The sequence below is a fragment of the Lentilactobacillus diolivorans DSM 14421 genome (assembly GCF_001434255.1).
In the GTDB taxonomy this organism is placed as follows: Bacteria; Bacillota; Bacilli; order Lactobacillales; family Lactobacillaceae; genus Lentilactobacillus; species Lentilactobacillus diolivorans.
In genome coordinates this window covers 55,380-72,431 of record NZ_AZEY01000041.1, presented here as the reverse complement: position 1 = coordinate 72,431, position 17,052 = coordinate 55,380, and the positions used below count along the sequence as shown (strand labels likewise).

Annotated in this window: 24 protein-coding genes and 1 riboswitch; of the genes, 4 read left to right on the top strand and 20 right to left on the bottom strand. The window is 38.8% G+C overall.

The annotated features are described in order from the left end of the window. Nucleotides 1-13 precede the first annotated feature (13 nt). From FC85_RS04810 to FC85_RS04790, 5 genes are all read right to left on the bottom strand, one after another. On the bottom strand, nucleotides 14-910 hold the full coding sequence (locus tag FC85_RS04810; protein ID WP_057864414.1) for a DUF4097 family beta strand repeat-containing protein: 897 nt from the start codon (nucleotides 908-910) through the stop codon (nucleotides 14-16). 2 nt (nucleotides 911-912) lie between these two features. Then, on the bottom strand, nucleotides 913-1,539 hold the full coding sequence (locus tag FC85_RS04805; protein ID WP_057864413.1) for a DUF1700 domain-containing protein: 627 nt from the start codon (nucleotides 1,537-1,539) through the stop codon (nucleotides 913-915). Nucleotides 1,540-1,865: 326 nt separating this feature from the next. Beyond that, complete coding sequence (locus FC85_RS04800) at nucleotides 1,866-2,558, bottom strand: TenA family protein (RefSeq protein ID WP_186825070.1); 693 nt, start codon at nucleotides 2,556-2,558, stop codon at nucleotides 1,866-1,868. 13 nt (nucleotides 2,559-2,571) lie between these two features. After that, nucleotides 2,572-3,144, bottom strand: a complete 573-nt coding sequence (locus tag FC85_RS04795) for an ECF transporter S component (protein WP_057864411.1) — start codon at nucleotides 3,142-3,144, stop codon at nucleotides 2,572-2,574. Further along, the gene (locus tag FC85_RS04790) at nucleotides 3,141-3,842 is read right to left on the bottom strand and encodes a TenA family protein (protein ID WP_057864410.1); all 702 of its coding nucleotides are present in this window, start codon (nucleotides 3,840-3,842) and stop codon (nucleotides 3,141-3,143) included. Before FC85_RS04790 ends, FC85_RS04795 begins: the two co-directional genes overlap by 4 nt. Nucleotides 3,843-3,967: 125 nt before the next feature. Further along, nucleotides 3,968-4,062, bottom strand: a riboswitch (TPP riboswitch). Between the two features lie 178 nt (nucleotides 4,063-4,240). Here FC85_RS04790 and FC85_RS04785 point away from each other — a divergent pair. From FC85_RS04785 to FC85_RS04770, 3 genes are all read left to right on the top strand, one after another. Then, nucleotides 4,241-4,573 carry a hypothetical protein gene (locus FC85_RS04785; RefSeq protein WP_157051271.1) on the top strand — a complete coding sequence of 111 codons (333 nt, stop codon included), beginning with the start codon at nucleotides 4,241-4,243 and terminating at the stop codon, nucleotides 4,571-4,573. Between the two features lie 238 nt (nucleotides 4,574-4,811). Beyond that, complete coding sequence (locus tag FC85_RS04780) at nucleotides 4,812-5,051, top strand: helix-turn-helix transcriptional regulator (protein WP_057864408.1); 240 nt, start codon at nucleotides 4,812-4,814, stop codon at nucleotides 5,049-5,051. A 382-nt stretch (nucleotides 5,052-5,433) separates the two neighbouring features. Next, on the top strand, nucleotides 5,434-6,213 hold the full coding sequence (locus FC85_RS04770; protein ID WP_057864406.1) for an ABC transporter permease subunit: 780 nt from the start codon (nucleotides 5,434-5,436) through the stop codon (nucleotides 6,211-6,213). A 212-nt stretch (nucleotides 6,214-6,425) separates the two neighbouring features. On the opposite strand, the gene FC85_RS04765 is transcribed toward FC85_RS04770, so the two are convergent. The 5 genes from FC85_RS04765 to abc-f all read right to left on the bottom strand — a co-directional run bounded on the left by FC85_RS04765 (nucleotide 6,426) and on the right by abc-f (nucleotide 10,510). Next, the gene (locus FC85_RS04765; protein WP_083484968.1) at nucleotides 6,426-7,166 is read right to left on the bottom strand and encodes an ABC transporter permease; all 741 of its coding nucleotides are present in this window, start codon (nucleotides 7,164-7,166) and stop codon (nucleotides 6,426-6,428) included. After that, nucleotides 7,147-8,010, bottom strand: a complete 864-nt coding sequence (locus FC85_RS04760) for an ABC transporter ATP-binding protein (protein ID WP_057864405.1) — start codon at nucleotides 8,008-8,010, stop codon at nucleotides 7,147-7,149. Before FC85_RS04760 ends, FC85_RS04765 begins: the two co-directional genes overlap by 20 nt. 12 nt (nucleotides 8,011-8,022) lie before the next feature. After that, nucleotides 8,023-8,214, bottom strand: a complete 192-nt coding sequence (locus FC85_RS04755; protein ID WP_057864404.1) for a helix-turn-helix transcriptional regulator — start codon at nucleotides 8,212-8,214, stop codon at nucleotides 8,023-8,025. 186 nt (nucleotides 8,215-8,400) lie between these two features. Next, nucleotides 8,401-8,649 carry a hypothetical protein gene (locus FC85_RS04750; protein ID WP_225427561.1) on the bottom strand — a complete coding sequence of 83 codons (249 nt, stop codon included), beginning with the start codon at nucleotides 8,647-8,649 and terminating at the stop codon, nucleotides 8,401-8,403. A gap of 280 nt (nucleotides 8,650-8,929) precedes the next feature. Continuing rightward, the gene (gene abc-f, locus FC85_RS04745; RefSeq protein ID WP_057864403.1) at nucleotides 8,930-10,510 is read right to left on the bottom strand and encodes a ribosomal protection-like ABC-F family protein; all 1,581 of its coding nucleotides are present in this window, start codon (nucleotides 10,508-10,510) and stop codon (nucleotides 8,930-8,932) included. Between the two features lie 1,384 nt (nucleotides 10,511-11,894). On the opposite strand from abc-f, the gene FC85_RS15675 reads away from it, so the two are divergent. Beyond that, nucleotides 11,895-12,065 (top strand): hypothetical protein, encoded by a 171-nt coding sequence (locus tag FC85_RS15675; RefSeq protein WP_157051270.1) that lies wholly within the window; start codon nucleotides 11,895-11,897, stop codon nucleotides 12,063-12,065. Between the two features lie 136 nt (nucleotides 12,066-12,201). Here the strand turns inward: FC85_RS15675 and FC85_RS04740 are convergent, their stop codons facing one another. From FC85_RS04740 to FC85_RS04690, 10 genes are all read right to left on the bottom strand, one after another. Beyond that, nucleotides 12,202-12,579, bottom strand: a complete 378-nt coding sequence (locus FC85_RS04740) for a hypothetical protein (RefSeq protein WP_057864402.1) — start codon at nucleotides 12,577-12,579, stop codon at nucleotides 12,202-12,204. Nucleotides 12,580-12,756: 177 nt separating this feature from the next. Beyond that, a complete protein-coding gene (locus FC85_RS04735; protein WP_057864401.1) occupies nucleotides 12,757-13,035 on the bottom strand; it encodes a hypothetical protein in 279 nt (92 codons plus the stop codon). 71 nt (nucleotides 13,036-13,106) lie between these two features. Next, nucleotides 13,107-13,361, bottom strand: coding sequence for a hypothetical protein (locus FC85_RS04730; protein ID WP_057864400.1), 255 nt, complete (start codon nucleotides 13,359-13,361; stop codon nucleotides 13,107-13,109). Between the two features lie 224 nt (nucleotides 13,362-13,585). Then, a complete protein-coding gene (locus FC85_RS04725) occupies nucleotides 13,586-13,897 on the bottom strand; it encodes a hypothetical protein (RefSeq protein WP_057864399.1) in 312 nt (103 codons plus the stop codon). A gap of 273 nt (nucleotides 13,898-14,170) precedes the next feature. Beyond that, entirely contained in the window at nucleotides 14,171-14,659 is a 489-nt protein-coding gene (locus tag FC85_RS04720; protein ID WP_057864398.1) for a GNAT family N-acetyltransferase, read from the bottom strand. Nucleotides 14,660-14,740: 81 nt separating this feature from the next. Continuing rightward, nucleotides 14,741-15,046 carry a DUF2178 domain-containing protein gene (locus tag FC85_RS04715; RefSeq protein WP_057864397.1) on the bottom strand — a complete coding sequence of 102 codons (306 nt, stop codon included), beginning with the start codon at nucleotides 15,044-15,046 and terminating at the stop codon, nucleotides 14,741-14,743. A gap of 12 nt (nucleotides 15,047-15,058) precedes the next feature. After that, nucleotides 15,059-15,268 carry a helix-turn-helix transcriptional regulator gene (locus tag FC85_RS04710; protein WP_202812981.1) on the bottom strand — a complete coding sequence of 70 codons (210 nt, stop codon included), beginning with the start codon at nucleotides 15,266-15,268 and terminating at the stop codon, nucleotides 15,059-15,061. 532 nt (nucleotides 15,269-15,800) lie between these two features. After that, nucleotides 15,801-15,992, bottom strand: coding sequence for a hypothetical protein (locus FC85_RS04700; RefSeq protein WP_057864394.1), 192 nt, complete (start codon nucleotides 15,990-15,992; stop codon nucleotides 15,801-15,803). Nucleotides 15,993-16,048: 56 nt separating this feature from the next. After that, nucleotides 16,049-16,594, bottom strand: a complete 546-nt coding sequence (locus FC85_RS04695; protein WP_057864393.1) for a DUF2975 domain-containing protein — start codon at nucleotides 16,592-16,594, stop codon at nucleotides 16,049-16,051. Nucleotides 16,595-16,610: 16 nt separating this feature from the next. Next, entirely contained in the window at nucleotides 16,611-17,045 is a 435-nt protein-coding gene (locus FC85_RS04690; RefSeq protein WP_057864392.1) for a hypothetical protein, read from the bottom strand. Between the last annotated feature and the right edge of the window lie 7 nt (nucleotides 17,046-17,052).

Genomic DNA, 17,052 nt, shown 5'->3' with positions numbered 1-17,052 from the left:
TATGGCAGACAATTTATTGAATCTTAACGTGCCCAACCTCAGTCGTAAAATGATAATTAACCGGATTCTTAATATTCTGACGGCCATAATGGCTAACTGAACGGCCAAATATGGATTTGTGACCAACTGAGGTGGAAACAGAGATTTGAGTTCGCCGATTTCGTTTAACCCGACCATTGATGGATCCAGTCTCACTGTCAGCCGAAAATCGTTTTGAAACATTTTGTGTATTAAACGAGATATGGCCTGCATCGGTCTCGGCCGCTAATCGCGCGAATTGATTCGAACGTAAATTGATATTACCAACGTCGTTATGAAGCAATCCATCGTTGAACACACTATTAGAAAGCGACAGATGACCCATACTGCTGATTTTTAACTTATCTGCCACGTGGATCTCATTGAGCGACAAATTAGATTCACCAGAGAAAGAAAGCCGCTTCGCTGAAATGCCGTTAATCCTAACGTGGCCGTTCAAATTATCACTGTTATATTCGTGAATGTGACAAGTCAGCAAATCTAATTTGAGATCTTTAGGAACGGTAATGACTGTATGGCCAAAGTTATCCTCGACAGTGTGGAAGCCAAATAGCGTAAATGCTTTTTTCCAATGTTTGGATCCCTGAACGGTCAATTTATTTCCCGACTGGGTGACCTTGGTTTTACTGGGATAGGTCACGCTGATCTTTGAAACGTTCCCTTTTCGAATCGTTACCTGATTTGACGTCGCAACCGTCAGTTGTTTCACATGACCGAAGTGAGATGTCCGTTCCTTGTTTCGGCCAGTTCCTTCAACGTTAAAACCATGATCCCAATAAACCGTTCGAAAACCATCATTACCCAATCCAACTGCTAGACAAATAATCCCCACAATTAGAATGATCAGCCCAATCCAAGTTGTCTTTTTCATGATTAGAAGCCACCTTTTTTCTTTTCAGCCCGATTTTTAGGCACAATTTTGTGATACATTGATTTGGCAAACAGCGTGCAACGATGAATCAGCCCGTCAGTTACTTTTCTAAAGGTCGGAATAAGCATTGTTAAAATACCAGCGACCGACAGCCCAATCCCAAGATAAAATAGCCCTGTAAATAAGTGCGCAAACAGCGTTCCAATCCCAACAATCAGCGATAGGAAACCGCTAAAGATGGCCGCAAGTAATATTGCGATCACCGAAACAACAATCGCGCCAGTGACAGCGATGCCCGCAAGCAATAAAGCAATTGGCACAATCGCGATTGGAATCATTAATGGCGACGAAAAAAGAGCTAATATAATCAACCAAATCGTTTTGACATCCCCCTTTGACCGTTGCCTCGTCGAAGTATTGGGATTGGGATTTTCTGATGCCTTAATGGAATAATCCGCTAAAACCTTTCTGGCAAGTTGTCGGGGTGCGCCAAGTTCGCGAACACAATCTTCATAGGACGTAAATCCACCGTCTTGTAAATATTCCTGATAGAAATTAATGACTTCACTTCTTTCGTCACTATGTAGTTGGCCTAAAAGCGCCTTAAATTCTGCGAGATAATTCGTCATGGTTCTACCCACCTTACTTTCGATTTGTCGTTTTTAAAATCCATAACTGTTAAACATACCAGCCTTAAACCCTATTTATATCGTTATACTATTAAATCAGTAATACTATATTCCGTATAATATACTACGAGTAAACAATACAACATTGCCTTTACTGTGTCAACATCACACGATAATTTTTTGTGAGCTATAGTTACCGATAAGAAATATTCCAGTCAAAAATGTAACCAATATAAAAAGAGAATTGCACATGATTCGTACAATTCTCCGGGAACTATAACATAAAAGAAGCCTCACAATGAGCTCCCTTGTAATCTCACCAAATACTATTGTGCCAGCAGATTGGATTTCTTTTGATCCAAGATCCACTGTTCATGCTCAACACACATCTTCCAATACTGCAATTCATATTCACTACTATACTGAAAGGCAAGCCGCATCTTCTCACGCACTTCAGGAGTTGCAGCATCTGCAAGTTCATCGGTTAGATCAAGCATTTTTTGATTAAGCGAACCGAATTCATCCCCTGAGCAAAATTCAATGAAGTCTTTGTACACCGGTTTGGTACTGTATCCTTTTTTGCGAATATTCTGAAACATTTCAGTATAGGTCCAGTAGCATGGTACCAAGCTTACCGTTCCGGCTTCAATTCCCTCTTCTTCAAACTGATAGTACATATTTGTAATGTATGCGTAAGCAGTCGGCGCCACGGGAACAGAATCAATTTCTGCCTGCGTCAGTTTGAGCTCATCATAGATTGGACTCCGTTCTGTAATTTCGTTACAAAGGTCTACCAAGTGGTTTAACAGATATGCCTGTTCTTTATTAGCCATCTTTTTAGCAATTTTTTGGTGAAGATCATAAAAGGCGACACAGTACTTGTTATCTTGGATAAAGTAGTAGCGAAAGGCATCCATCGAAAGGGTGCCGTCAGTCAAGCCAGAAATAAACGGGCAATTAAATATTTGCTGCCAAACCGGATCATTTTCTTGTCGTAATTGATCAGTAAATTTCATCATAATTCCTCCATTTTTATGCATCGTATTTGGCAAAGGCGCGATCAAAACTCAGTGTAATCACTTTTACCAAAACCCCATCAAATAATAGACTTGAGATTGTTGAAACAAGAAAGATCAAAATAATCATCCAAGCATGGTAATTGCCATACCCAGAAGTGAACAACATGTATAGAAATGCTAATAAGTTAGCGCCAAATGCACCAAGTAGGCAGCTGGTCCATGAAAACCGTTGATATCCGTGCGGAAAGAAACCAAATTCGTTTCCTAATCCTTGAATGAAACCGAAGAAGACCGTCATGGCACCCCACTGACCCCCGAAAAACATTTCAACAGTGGCAGCGATGGTTTCACCAACGATTCCCGCACCCATAACCGGTACAAAGTACATGCAAAGTGGCGCCGCGATATACCATAAGCCGGTGTAAAGGCTGTCAACCAGTGGGCTCAAACCAAGTGGGGTCAGCGCGATTTTAGTCACGTCATACAAGGTATTCAAACCGAAAAAGTAGATTGCCCCACAGATGACTCCAATTAGTGTGATCGTAATAATTTGTCTTAAATTCCAATGTGGTGACCGGACGTTCATAGCAGTTCCTCCCTTGACCCTTCGAGGGCATTGCGGCTCCAGTCACCCCATGTTATCTGTTTAAATGATGCGTCAAAGAAATACCATTCCAGTAAACAACTTCTCAAGAAATCCTGTTTGACCTTATCCAAATGGGCTTGCGACTGCTTAACTGCCAGCCGATCCAAAACCTTTAAAAAACCATCCGAAACATTTTGATAATCATCGCCTTTAAGCGAATCCAGCCACCCATAAAAAGGATTATCAGCAGCGACCTTTCCCGTATCATCGAGATATTTAATTAGCTCAACGTAAACCCACACACCAGCTTCAAAAGACGCCAAGATGTTTAATGGGTCGCCCGTTTTAATTGGATCCAGTAAATGGTGAGTATAAATATAAGTGACCGGCTCCATTTTAGCGGTCCGGATCGTATCCCAATTTTGGCTGGTCATCCCTTTAAAAACAGCCTCATCAATCCCAAGGTGGTTGCTTAACAGTTCCGCAAAGTTCCGCTGGTCGGCAAAGCGCTTACTATAAATGATGAGATAGGCTTGCACCTTGGTCTCAATATCCCCGTATTGAAGATCCTGCCCAACATAATAGTCCAATGCTTCCGAGCTTAAATTGTTGGCTAAGATTGCCTTCACAAAATCAGAATGTTTAACTGCCTCAAGGTACGGTTGTGCTTCAGTAATGAGTTCCTGTGAAAATGACATCTGTTCAACTCCTAACGTTGTTTGCAATGGCGACGGTAATCACAAATGATCTAAAATCTGAATTTTTCCACTAAAAAAAGGACCTCCTCCATAAAGAGCGGTCCTTAGCCATGCGAAAACAATACAAGTTGACTAAACGGTCTTCCTACGTCAGTACTAACTGAGTCAGGTTCCATGGGTATTTCTCAGCTGAATTGAATCAGCACCCCAGACCACTGTAAATTATTAGTTAAGCACCTTCAGTAAACACCTTGTAAGTTGTTGTGTCAATAAGAATTGATACCTTGGTTAGAATTGCTAATTTCTATCAAGTTCCAGTCGATCAATTGTTATTCACTCGAAGCCATTCAAAGGGAAATATTAATAAAAGCCAAAAACATATCTTGGGGATTTTGTTTATGATCTTAATAATCGAAAGATTCACTGTGGATGCGCCGCCTGCTGCTCGAGGTTGGATTGACATTCTTGTGTTAATACCCGCTTTACTCTATCTTCCATTATTATTAGTAAATCGGAACTGGTTGATTTCGAGAATCGGTTTACCCATTTACACTGCCGGCCTTTTCTTATTTGGCGTGTTGGGAATTGGCAGTAGCGTGATCAACCTATTTTCAATGGGCCCGGGTTTTCAAACATCTTGTTTTATTTGTGGCCTGATTGCACTTGGTTATCTTGGTAAAACTAAAATTAAGTATTTGGTTTGGAGAATCAGAAAAGCAGCGACTTCCTGAAGATTTCCTTTAATGTGAAACGAAAACCGCTAACCTGACATGGTTAGCGGTTTTTATTGTTTTAATTTCGCACAAAAAACTTTTATTAATTCAAAAGGCAGTTTCCAGATACTGCGCAACAAATCGATTAATCCCATCATGCAGTTTTAGTTTCCTGTCAAACAATTCTGTTATTTTATATAAGTTTACTTTACTTTTGTATAGAAATAGTTTATTATTCTGAGCAAGGGTGATGAATATGAAGAAAAATTTTGGTGATTCAATAGCTAATAAAGTATATGAATATCGAGTTCTTGCTAAACTGTCTCAAAAAGAATTAGCAAATGCAGTTGGCGTCTCCAAGCAAACAATCTTTGTCATGGAGAAGGGAAATTATGTTCCTTCTATGTTATTGGCATTTCGGATCGCAGATTTTTTCAATGTTGAAGTTACAGATATTTTTACTTATTTGAAGGGAAATGATCAGCATGATAATTAATTTACCTTTACTCACCTCAGAGAGATTTTTTCAACCATTTCATTCATGGGCAGAACAGTCAGTTGGTAATTATAATAAATTGATCGGTATTTTATTTGTTCTATTAGTGGCTAGCTTTATCTTCTGTGCTGTTGAAGTAATCAGAATGGGTTGGTCTGATGAACGTACGACCGTCATTTCTTTAAGAGCCTCGTATATTATGCTTGTAATAATCATCCTACTCGATATTCTTCTACCTAAAACATATATGTGGCACGTCTTCTTTATGTTCAAGTACTTTATGGCATTTTCAGCAGCCGGGATTTACTTAGCAATCAAACACCACAAAGACTTTTCTTGATGTAAGTTTTGACAGTTCAGCCACAAACTTGGGGTGATGATAATGGGTCACTTATATCGACAAGAAATATTCAAATTGTTTAAACGAACCAGTACATTCATTTGCATCATCGCATTGATTTTCCAAAACGTTGGCTTCGCAATAACGAGTAAATTATATTCAAAGTTTTTTATTCCTAAAGAACTGTTTGTCTCAAATTATGCCACCACTTACCTGATTACGCTGGTTATGATTGGCGTCACTGCTACCAACGTTGCTTCTGAATTTGGTTACCACACAATTAACAATATTATTTATCAAGGATATTCCAGACAATTCATTTTGATTAGCAAATGGTTGGCTGTTCTCACCTATTCCTTCTTGTTATATACGATCGCGTCCGTGGTAACGTTACTGAACAAATTTCTATTTTTCCGAACAACTTACTCACTAACCGACCAACTAAAGGACGGCTCGCAACAACTTTGGCAATACTGGGTTTCTACCCTCTTCGCGAACTTTGTCACACTGTGGCTGTTACTAAGTGTTGTCTTTTTACTTGCCGCCGCTTTGAAAAGTGGTGTCACAGCAGTCATTGTCGGTATAACCGGTTATTTTGCCTTGAGTATCATTGGTCGGATCATGTTTCAAACCATTCAAAAGTGGGAACCATTGAAATGGAATCCAATTAACTTTATGAACTATCCCACTCAGTTAGCGGCTCCGGATTCGCTGTCGCAATTAACAAGGCTGACAAACACGCAACTTTTAATTGGTAATCTTCTTTACATTTTGATATTCCTATTACTAGGCTTATATTTATTCTCAAAAAAGGAAATTTAACCGTCAGGAGCTGAAACCACTGCGAAACCTTATTTCTCAATTTTACTTACATATCATGTCGAGGATTTGCTTATTTCGGTAGGCATTTGTACTCAGCTAGGGGAAATGATTGTCTAATCTGAAACATTTAACGACTAAAAGCGGTCAACATCTTATCCAACTGATATCGATGCTGATCGCTTTTCCGATTGCTAACAACTAATTTCTAATTTTCAATTTTCAATTTTCCTTCGCCGACTAAACTGCCAAACGGCGGCCGAGCCGAGAATTACCATAACAATCACCGTAACACTCATTCCAACCGTGAGCGTTAAATTAGGATTCGCAAAGAAGTATGATTTACTCAAGGGGAGTAATCCCAATCGGTACGCAAAAACTGTTGGAATATAATAGCCAAATGGGGCTGCCATTAATATTGCGTTGATAACCATGCACACGATCCCAATTACCGCTGTTACAATCGCATTTCTAAAAACGTTAATCAAAATAGCACCAAGAGGCAGATTGATTAGTATTACCAACAAAGAATACAGAACAAATGAAACTGAAACTCGAAAGAATTCAAAATAGGTTCCATGAATGATCACAAACAGCCCAACGGTCATAACAATATAATTCACTAAACACATCCCAAGTAAAAGTAAAGCCGCAACCGACAACTTGGCCACAATTAGTTTCCATTTGGCATACCCATAAGTAATCCAGTCAACATAAGTCCCATTACTATATTCAAGATAAAAGATCGAGGTGGTTAGCAAAATAACCACAAGTGGAAAAAATAAGCTGTATTGATTATACATAGGAAAATAAAGGTCAAATAATGAATAATTTTGTTTAACCATGAGCGGCCGTGACATATTAATAACGATCGGAATAAGCGCCAATAAAAGCAGTAAAACCGTACTCAAACTGTGTTTCATCTTGATAAGCTCACTATTCATCAGCGTTAACATTGCCATCAACCTCCCCGGTAATTACGAAATCAAACAAATTTTCCAAACTGGTTATGTCGCCAATAAACTGCCAATCAAACTGTTGGATTAAGTCAGTCAACTGGTCTTCATTTAAGGTGGTTAAAATATAATTGCTACTCTTAATTCGACTGATTTGCCATTGTTGGTTGACCGGCACCGTAATTTTGCCGGTATGTGAGTAGACATAATATATCGAGTCTGTTTGATTATCAATTTGACCAATGATTTCACCATGGTTCACAAAGACAATCTTATCGACAATTCGGCTAATCTCATTCAAGTTATGGCTCGCCAGCAGCGTCACTTTGTCCTTTCTAATCGCCGGGGTATTGAGCAACTCCCGGACTGCCTTGATTCCCAGAGGATCCAATCCATTTTGCGGCTCATCAAGTAACAAAATCTGGTCATTGCCCATCAGCGCCCGAGCAATCCCCAGCCGCTGCTTCATTCCCAACGATAAATCGCGAAATTTCATATCAACCGCATGAATTAAGTTAACCTCTTTTAAGGCTTGGATAACTTTTGCTTCATCAGCACCGATATACTTAGCTGATAATTGTAGATTTTGTTTGACTGTTAGAGCTTGATAAAAATTAGGGTATTCAATCAACTTGCCAACTTGAGCATCATTTATCGGCTTCCCATCAATATTAATCTTTCCTTGGTAACGTGTAATGCCAAGAATTGATTTAAATAAAGTTGTTTTCCCCACACCGTTAGGTCCAACAATGCCATAAACATCTCCTGATTCAAAACTAACTGTCATATTTCGTAAAATTTGTTTTTGACCAATCTTTAAGTTTAAATCCTGAATTTTCAACACGGTGGATCGCCTCTAATCCTTTTGAAATAAATCGTTAACCGTAACATTTAATTGTTCAGAAAGTTCCAAGGCCAGCTTAAGTGTCGGATCGTAATGATCATTTTCAATCATGTTAATGGTCTGCCGACTAACATGACATAATTTAGCCAGTTGCGCTTGGGTCATTTTTTTCTCTTTTCGCAAAACTCGAATTCGATTTTTCATTGCATAACCATCCAGACTAAATAAAATATGATATACGCTATAAATGACACAATCACTACTCTTGCCATTACACCAGCTTTTCTTCCTGCGATTACACGTTCATATAAATAATAAATTGCCGTGAAGAAAGCGATTACCCCAGAAATGATACATAAAATTTGAACGATCATTAACGTACTAATTAATTTAGTCACCCTCTTTATCCGAATGACGGACCATATACTGATACCTAATGTAGAAGATCAGATACGTTCCAATGCTGATTACCAAATATTTAATATTAACCAGCAGACTTGCAACCTGAGCATTCTCAATCGTCACTCCCTTGGGTCGCATCAATAATCCAACGATGTCAAATACGACTGAGAATAAACTAACGATAATCGTAACAAAACCAACCTCCACTAATGCATGAGAGAGAAAGTACCTGCTCATCTCATCTTTCCTTTTGCCGCGCATCAAAAGTGCACATTCAATGACTAAAACAAAACAGATAATCAAAATAGTTAAAATAATCAACGGACATTCCCCGATTCTCTTTTTGTGAATGTATCAAAATGTCAAGACCTTTGGACACCCTTTATGACTCAGATCGTACGCTGATTATTTTTCAATGTCAATACTTCTTGACATTTTAACTGACTTTTCTTTTTTAAAAGTAAATAAAAAGTGTCTCAACGAAGACAAATTCTCCCGTTAAGACACCAAAATTTTATTAATGCGAACTTTTTATTTCCATGCTCGTAATCCGCTGATCCTCAATATGAAGTTCTCGATCACACAATTTACGCAAGAAATAGCGGTCATGAGAAACCACCAGCAGTGTACCTGTATATCCTGCCAATAAAGTTTCAATTTCTTCTCGCGCAGCAATATCCAAATGGTTGGTCGGCTCATCCAAAACCAGCAAGTTAATCTTTTTCTGAAAGAGTTGCATTAATGCGATGCGAACCCGTTCACCGCCGGAAAGATCTTGCAATCGCCGGGCAGCATCGTCACTGAAAAAGCCAAACTGAGCCATTTCTCGCCGGGCAACCTGCTCATTAGGCATGAATCTTTTAACAAAAGTTAGTAATCGGTCTTTAGGTTTACCCAATTGGGGATTCTGGGATAAATAACCAACTTGTAAACTTGCCCCTAACGATACGCGACCACTAGTCGGGGTTAACTTTCCCAAAATAAGTTTGATCAGCGTGCTCTTTCCAGTTCCATTAGCACCGGTAATCGCAATCCGCTCACCCCGATGAATTCGAAAATCAACGTGTTGGAACAAAACCCGTTGATCAAATTGTTCACTCAAATCTTTAACAGTAATTACTTCATTACCCGAACGACCCGCAACCTTTACATCTTGCAGGCGATGACTAGGCGATTGAGGAACTTGAATCACCTGGATTTTCGCTAACCGTTTTTCTAATTCCTTCGCTTTCCGAAAAAACTTTTCGTTTTGGCTCTCATTTCCCCATTGGCGATACTGACGAATCTGTAATTGCAATTTATGGATTGTCTTAGCTTGAAGGTCATGATCCTTCTGGATTTTAGCCAGCCGTTCTGCTTTAAGTTTCGCGTAACGGGAATAGTTTCCCGGGTAGGTAATCAATTCACCATCTTCAATTTCCCAAGTCTGATTCGCAATTCGATCAAGAAATAATCGATCATGGGAAATGACTAAATAACCGACCTTACCCTTTATTAGAAATTGCTCCAACCACTCAATTCCTTCAGTATCCAAATGATTAGTGGGTTCATCCAGCAAGTAAAAGTCGGCATCTGATAACAACAACTTTGCAAGTGCCACCCGCATCCGCTCACCGCCCGACAAATTGTTGACCGACTCATTTCGAAACGCCCAAATATCAAGGCCCTTCATCACCGTATCGATTCGGTCGGCAAAGGCATAGCCGTCCTGCTCTTCAAATGCCTGTTGTAAATCAGCGTACCGGGCTAACACGTTTTCCAAGTTAGCTGGTGACTGACTCATCTGATCCTCACACTGTCGCATAGCAATTTGTAATCGGTTCAAGTCGGGTTTGCTGGTGCTCAAAAAAGTTGCGACCGAATTAGCCGACTCAATGAGTTGTTGGTTGAGGTGCGCAATCTTCATATCCTTGGATCGGCTCACGACGCCACTATCCGGCTTATCGCTGCCAAATAGCATATTCATCAAAGTGGATTTTCCGGTTCCGTTGGCTCCAACTAAAGCAACGCGATCGTTATCAGCCAGTTGTAAAGAAATATTGGTCAAAATAGGTTCGTCATCATATTGCTTCGTCATTTTATTAGCTTGAATTAACATTTTTTTCTCCTTAAAAGCTACCGGAGAACACAAAAAGCTATGGCATCACGCACCATAGCTTTACTTAAAGGTTTTAGCATCCCGGTGGCCATTGTTTAAAACTATCAACTATTTTTGGACAGACTGATCCCGTTAATAGCCAAAATAAAAACAATGGCATGAAAAGATAAACTCGAACGCATATAATCTGTTTTTATGTTCATCTTTTCGTAACCGCACATAAGACGCTATTCCTTCTTTCGTTGTTTGTTATATTTAGGATACAGGTAATCTGGTTTAATTGCAATCTGTGAATAATTTATGTCGTTTCAATTAAGGCCAACGTCGTTAGATCGCAGCACCCATATTAAGCACGATAGTCATTGAATAACTGTTCAAATGTTAATTACCAAGTACAATCTGTCCGCTACAATCAGCCGATCTTTAACCTGCAATTATATTAAGTCGTGGTATAATTAAGCATAGAAAAAGGACTGTCTCTGTAAAGACAGTCCCAATTCGCTAAGTGAGTTTAACCGCTTTACAGACGGTGGCTCAGAAACGTGAAACGCTATACAAAAATCGTCCCAGGTTCGCTTGCCAAAGTTTCGATGGGGCTTTTTTTGTACTTTGAAGGTCAACTAATTGATTAAAATAAGACGATCACAGCATCCAGATTGAACAGGATACATTGTAGTAACCATTCAATTGTTAATTACCAAGTACAATCTGTTCACTACAATCAGCCAATCTCCAACCTGCAATTATATTAAGTCGTGGTATAATTAAACATAGAAAAAGGACTGTCTCTGTAAAGACAGTCCCAATTCGCTAAGTGAGTTTAACCGCTTTACAGACGGTAGCTCGGAGTCATGAAACGTTATACAAAAATCGTCCCAAGTCCGCTGTGCAAAAGTTTCGATGGGGCTTTTTTTGTACCTTGGAGGTCGACTAATCGATCAACGCGATAATCGCGACGATGACGCTTAGTAGCGTACACGTTGCAATGATCGTTTTGAGGATTAAGTCGAGCACATCTTTGGTACTCAACACCGCAACACCTTTCATGTAAGTATAGTGAACTTCCTATTACCCACATACGCATGCCCCCTTTCAGGGTTGACGGGTCACTTCCCATAAAACTTTAAACTCGCTTAGCTTTAAAAGTATATCATATTTTCGTGTTAACCAACAGGCTGCAATCGTTGCTATATCAGCGATTACAGCCTGTTGGTTATTTTTGAACGCTTGTTCGATTTTGAGATATTAATAACCGTCGTTTAACCAATAAACAGCTAAATTCATTTAATAAGTCATATTCTTTACTTTGATTCATCTTCCGTCTATTCTTAGAGCAAATTCGGCATCGATTATCAGAATTAATCATTCGAGGGAAGGCTTTAAAATGTCGAAAAGTCAACTCATCATTGGCATTATTTGCCTAATTGGGATCTTAGCTTCTGGAATTCTTTTTTTCAGTGGCAACACTCAGTTCGCGTATATCCTAGTCACCCTTTCAATCGCTGCTCTGGTAATAGTCAACTTCATTTTCGCGCTGATTAATCGACGAAAGTAATTTTTACACCAATAGCCGTATGCTTAAATCGCGTTTTTTAACGCAAGATCGTTTTGGCTTTTATTAATAAAAGAGGCGCTGAAATCTCAAAAATTGAGAATCTCAGCGTCTTTTTAAGTTCATTCAATATTGGTCACTAGTTGTCAGCATCCGGATTAACGCCAGCCTTTAAATAGCCGCGCCACACAATCCCACTTACTTTTCCGTTTGCACTCGTCACAAAGTAATAAACGGCCTTTTTCCCCTTTTTAGATGGCTGCATCAGCAAACTCTGAGAAACGCGCCAAGTAGTTTTAGGGTAATTTTTCAAATTATGGACTTTATGCATGTGATAAACGTCGTAGATATAAGCAGACCGCTTTGTTTTAGCGTGATATGGCAAATTAGATTTTGTAACGGCCTTGATAACCCGATACTTTTTAGCTGCTTGCGCCGGTTCTGTTAAAACAGTCGCACTAGTAATCCCGATTCCTAAAGTTGCCAGAACTGACAACATCAATGTTCTTGAAATCATTCTTTAGACCCTCCGTCTATGACACTATGATGGATAATAGTGCTGGTTTTAACTAAAATCTTTTCCAACTCCATTTTAACTGAAAATGGAACAGGTTCAAACAGTGACGGTGTCATTTGAATGTTACTGAGAACTGGACTAACAAATTTGGGAACTCTTTAAACACAAGCAGCGCACTCAACTAAGAAAATAATAGAACGCCAAATGCAAAGCCGTTTCCAAATTCAAATTATGCGTAAAACGTCGAATCACTATCAGAATGATCGTTGTAATTAAAATAAACAACAAACCGCCAAAATGCTCAAGTCCAAATTTATCCGGTAATAAAATCATATGGCCAATCAAAAAAATCAGCATGACCAAAACCATTGTGACATTTTCAGAAAAAGTAGTCATCAGTTTCTGATACAGGATGCCAAATGTAATGAAGTTTTGCCAAATTACCGAAGCTGCCATCCAAACAAAATAAACGCCAAGTGATCCAGACATATGATAATGAAAGGGCAACGAAATCGCAGAAATAACAATTAATGAAATCGCAAGCCATCGATTTGATCCCGAAAAAAAGATCGCGAATTAAATAAGTTCATGATTAAACAACCACCGACAATAATCAAAACTGCCAGACTGCTAATTACCAGCGCCCAGGAATCTGAATGCGTCACTAGTTGTCCCAGATTGTGGTTAGCAATTCCCGGCGTCAGACACCACAAGAAAAACCAACCAATAATCCAAGCACTATTAAAGATTACTTTTTGACTTAAACTTTTACTAAGCTGCAATATATCGCTCCAATCTGACTAGCCAACGTTATTAAATTAGCAATCCTTTATTCACGTTTACCTGGCTTATCTATGATTGTAGCTTAGGACAAATGAACTATTTGTTCAATGCCATTTACAGTTATTTTACATTAACCGTTATTTCGGTTAAGAAACACCAAGTGAAATATAAAAAAGGAAAATTTCCAACTAATTGTTAAGAAATTTTCCTTTTTAATTACTCACTATTTGTTCACCAAATCCGCTTTAGCCTTTTCATAACCAGCAATAAAATTTGATACTTCCGATAACTTATTATTAGTTATTTCATTGCCAATCTTAACGGCTTCTTTCGGGTAGCGATGAAATGCGCGATTATTTTTGAAATCTTGAGTTGCCTGCTCATAGCCCTTTTGATAATCACTTTGCTTTGATTGAGTTTGAGTCTTCTTATCATAGTAGTTGCGGTTGTCCCAATTTTTATATTGAGCTTCCGCATCTTTATAATTCCCTTGTTCATAGTTCTTCTTAACATAATCATGAAGCTCTTTTAACATGTGATCGCTTCCCTTTCTTAGTCCGTCCTGAATTATCAACTAACATTATCTCAAATAAAAAAATTCACTCCTCATATTGACTCTAGAACCATTATTCAAACTAACATTCCTCGATCATCGAGAAGTAAATTTAGATGAAGTATACCACCTGAACATTTCAGGATCAATATAAAATTAAATTTTAGTTATGCCACTATACGAAAACGCTATATTTGCTAAATGATTAATCTGGCTCGCCACAGCTATTATCGATCACCTCAATGTTGTTAGTGGCTAGGCAGTCTCAGAATTTAACTTTTCCAAGTGATAAAGGCCCTCACTATCAACTCTTCTGACGTTATTTTTAAATACATACCCCATCTTTTGATAAAATTTCAGCCCAGTGATTGATGCAGGAATTTCAATTCGCCTGGCTCGCTTGAAATAGACATCCTGTTCCAAAACTTCAATCAACTTTCTACCGATTCCTCGTCCTTGATAATTAGGCAGAACGAAAATGTTAAATAAACTACTCTCATCTTTTCGTCCCCAATAAGGCCCAATCGAGCCAACTGCAACAATCCGATTGGCTTTCTCATCTATAAAAACGTAGCAATGAAAGAATCGGGCTTTTTCGATAAAATCATCAGCAGTTAAACTTTTTAGATCGTTTTCTAAATACGTTCTGGAATAGTCCTTAATATTGGTTGTTAACATTGTAGTCGCTACCAGACTTGCGACTTCATCTGCATCGGTATTTTTAAATCGTCGACTTCTGATCATTCATTGTCATCCCATTTCCTTGCAAAGAAATCAATTCATTTAAACCCGTTTTAGTACATCATATCCAAAATATACCCCAAATCAGGACATTTTCTTTTCAAAGTAAAAGATTCCTACTAAATGAGTCAAGCACATCACAATCACCATTCCGGCCATGAAGCACTGAACTGTTCTCGCCACAGGTCCCGCTATGGCGATGAAAGCCGTGATAAGCGTTGAAAGGGCAAAATATGAAAATGCTGCTCTTGGAAGCCAGGTACTAGCCTTAGCCATAATTGCGTGTCCACGCTCATCATTTTTATACAATTTATTCTTCCTTGAAACAATCCCGATATACACCAGCATCACAACGATCGCCAAACTCCAAATAATCCACCAAATCATCATTGTTAACACCCCTTACTTATCTTTTTCATCCGCATCCTGAAAAACATCCTGAAGCTGAACACCAAACGCCTTAGCAATATCAAACGCCATTTTTAAAGAAAGCGAATATTTACCATTTTCGACCGCAGCAATTGTCTGTCGTGTGACGCCCAGTCGATCGGCGAGATCCTGTTGTGTCCAGCCATTCGCTGCTCGATATACTTTTAACCGATTTACAATCACATTAAATGCCTCCGTTGTTAACCACATTGCACAAAATGTTAAAATATTTTAACCTCAATGATAGTGTAACCGATATTTAACATTATGTAAATAATATTTAACATTTATTTTCGTGCTGATCTTGCTGACCGAACTAATTTTTTACCTGCGACAATGACGTTGGGTGTTATCACACTTCAAAGTGAACAGCAATTTGGCACATTATTCCAGCGCTTGGATTTATCTTTGTGCCATTCATGCCAACGTTCATGGTTGACATCTCGTTATTAACGATCGTGACATCATTGTTATCAGTCATTGCCATTTGGCTGACGGCGTGGAGCAGTTTGCTTGTTTTTTCACGCAATTGGCTTAAAGGGGGGATCATCATAGATAATTACGTCATTTTAAAACTAAATATTGGTCAAAAAATCTCTCACTAACCGTCAACTAACAATATTGAGGTCTGAAGTGAGAGATTTTTTAGTTATTTATATGCTTTAAATAGGGCTGCAAAATCAATAATTTTTAGACTAGAGATTCTCAAATCCACTTACAAGACTAGCCTCAGAACAATGTCAGAATTAGTCGTAGCATTCGCTGGTTTAATCATCTTCGCGCTGGTCATCCCTTGATACGCCCGGCCAATCGATGCCTTGGCTCTTGCATAACTCATATTGGCAATGGCGAACATGGTAACTAACGTGCTGGTAACTACAAACAATAACGCACACTTGGTTTTCATAATCGGTCACTCCTGACTGGATAAATTTTTAGACTGCATTCCCGATGTTTTTCTTCTCAAACAATCGAATCATTCTCCCGTTTAATTTGAATACCACGTTCAAACACAACTTGAATCACGTAAATGGTGAACCATGCCAAAATTTCAAAGCCCAATGAGTGACCATCAGAAAGTGATCCGCTGGTGAACCCCATATTATCAAGCAAGGCTGACACACCATCAATGGTGACAATTCCCGCCACTGAATAATTGATCCACCGAATCACATTGAGACTTCTGTCGTTAAAAATCTGATTTTCTGAAAGCCCTTTGAGCAATTGACTAATCCAGTAAATCGCTGACATGTGCAGAATGAGAAGCCCAACGGTCAATATCGTTGTAAACAGCGAAATAAATAGATTATTTTTAAGATTGATACTCGAATAGGAAGTAACCATATTTAATAAATCATTAAACGACTTCCCTTCAAATAGGTTGACCAGCAAACCAATCCCAAAGATGATTGCCAGCGTAATCAGAGCAATGACATACCCGGCTAAAACAACTAGACAAAGCACATACAGCAAATGCAAAAACGACTTGGAAACCTTCTGATCTAACATTTTATCCCTTCTCAAATTATGATTTAAAGTTTTGCGGATGGCTAACTTCGGCATACGTTTGATTGTTTAACCGCCATATCGTCCTAAACGTGGTCTGGCTGGACATGCCATGGTGGGGATGAAAATTAAGGACCGCGTACTTATTGGTATAGATACGCCAAGTTGCCTTTTCGTTTTTAATTCTTTGATGAATCACATACCGATAGTTGATTTGTGAATTTACCGGCAAGCTGGCCTTCTTCACATTGCCGGCTGCTTTTTTAGGAAAATCAGAAAAGTAATTGATTGCTTTTTGACTGGTAAACGTAGCAATCCTTTTTCCCGAACGATTATAAACATCGCACCAGTTGCGCGGCTGTTTGGTAGTTACTGAAGATTGAGACGAACGGCAACCACCAAGCATTGTTAATAGGAAAACAGCCACTAACGCCTTAATCACTTTTGTTTTCATGAGATTC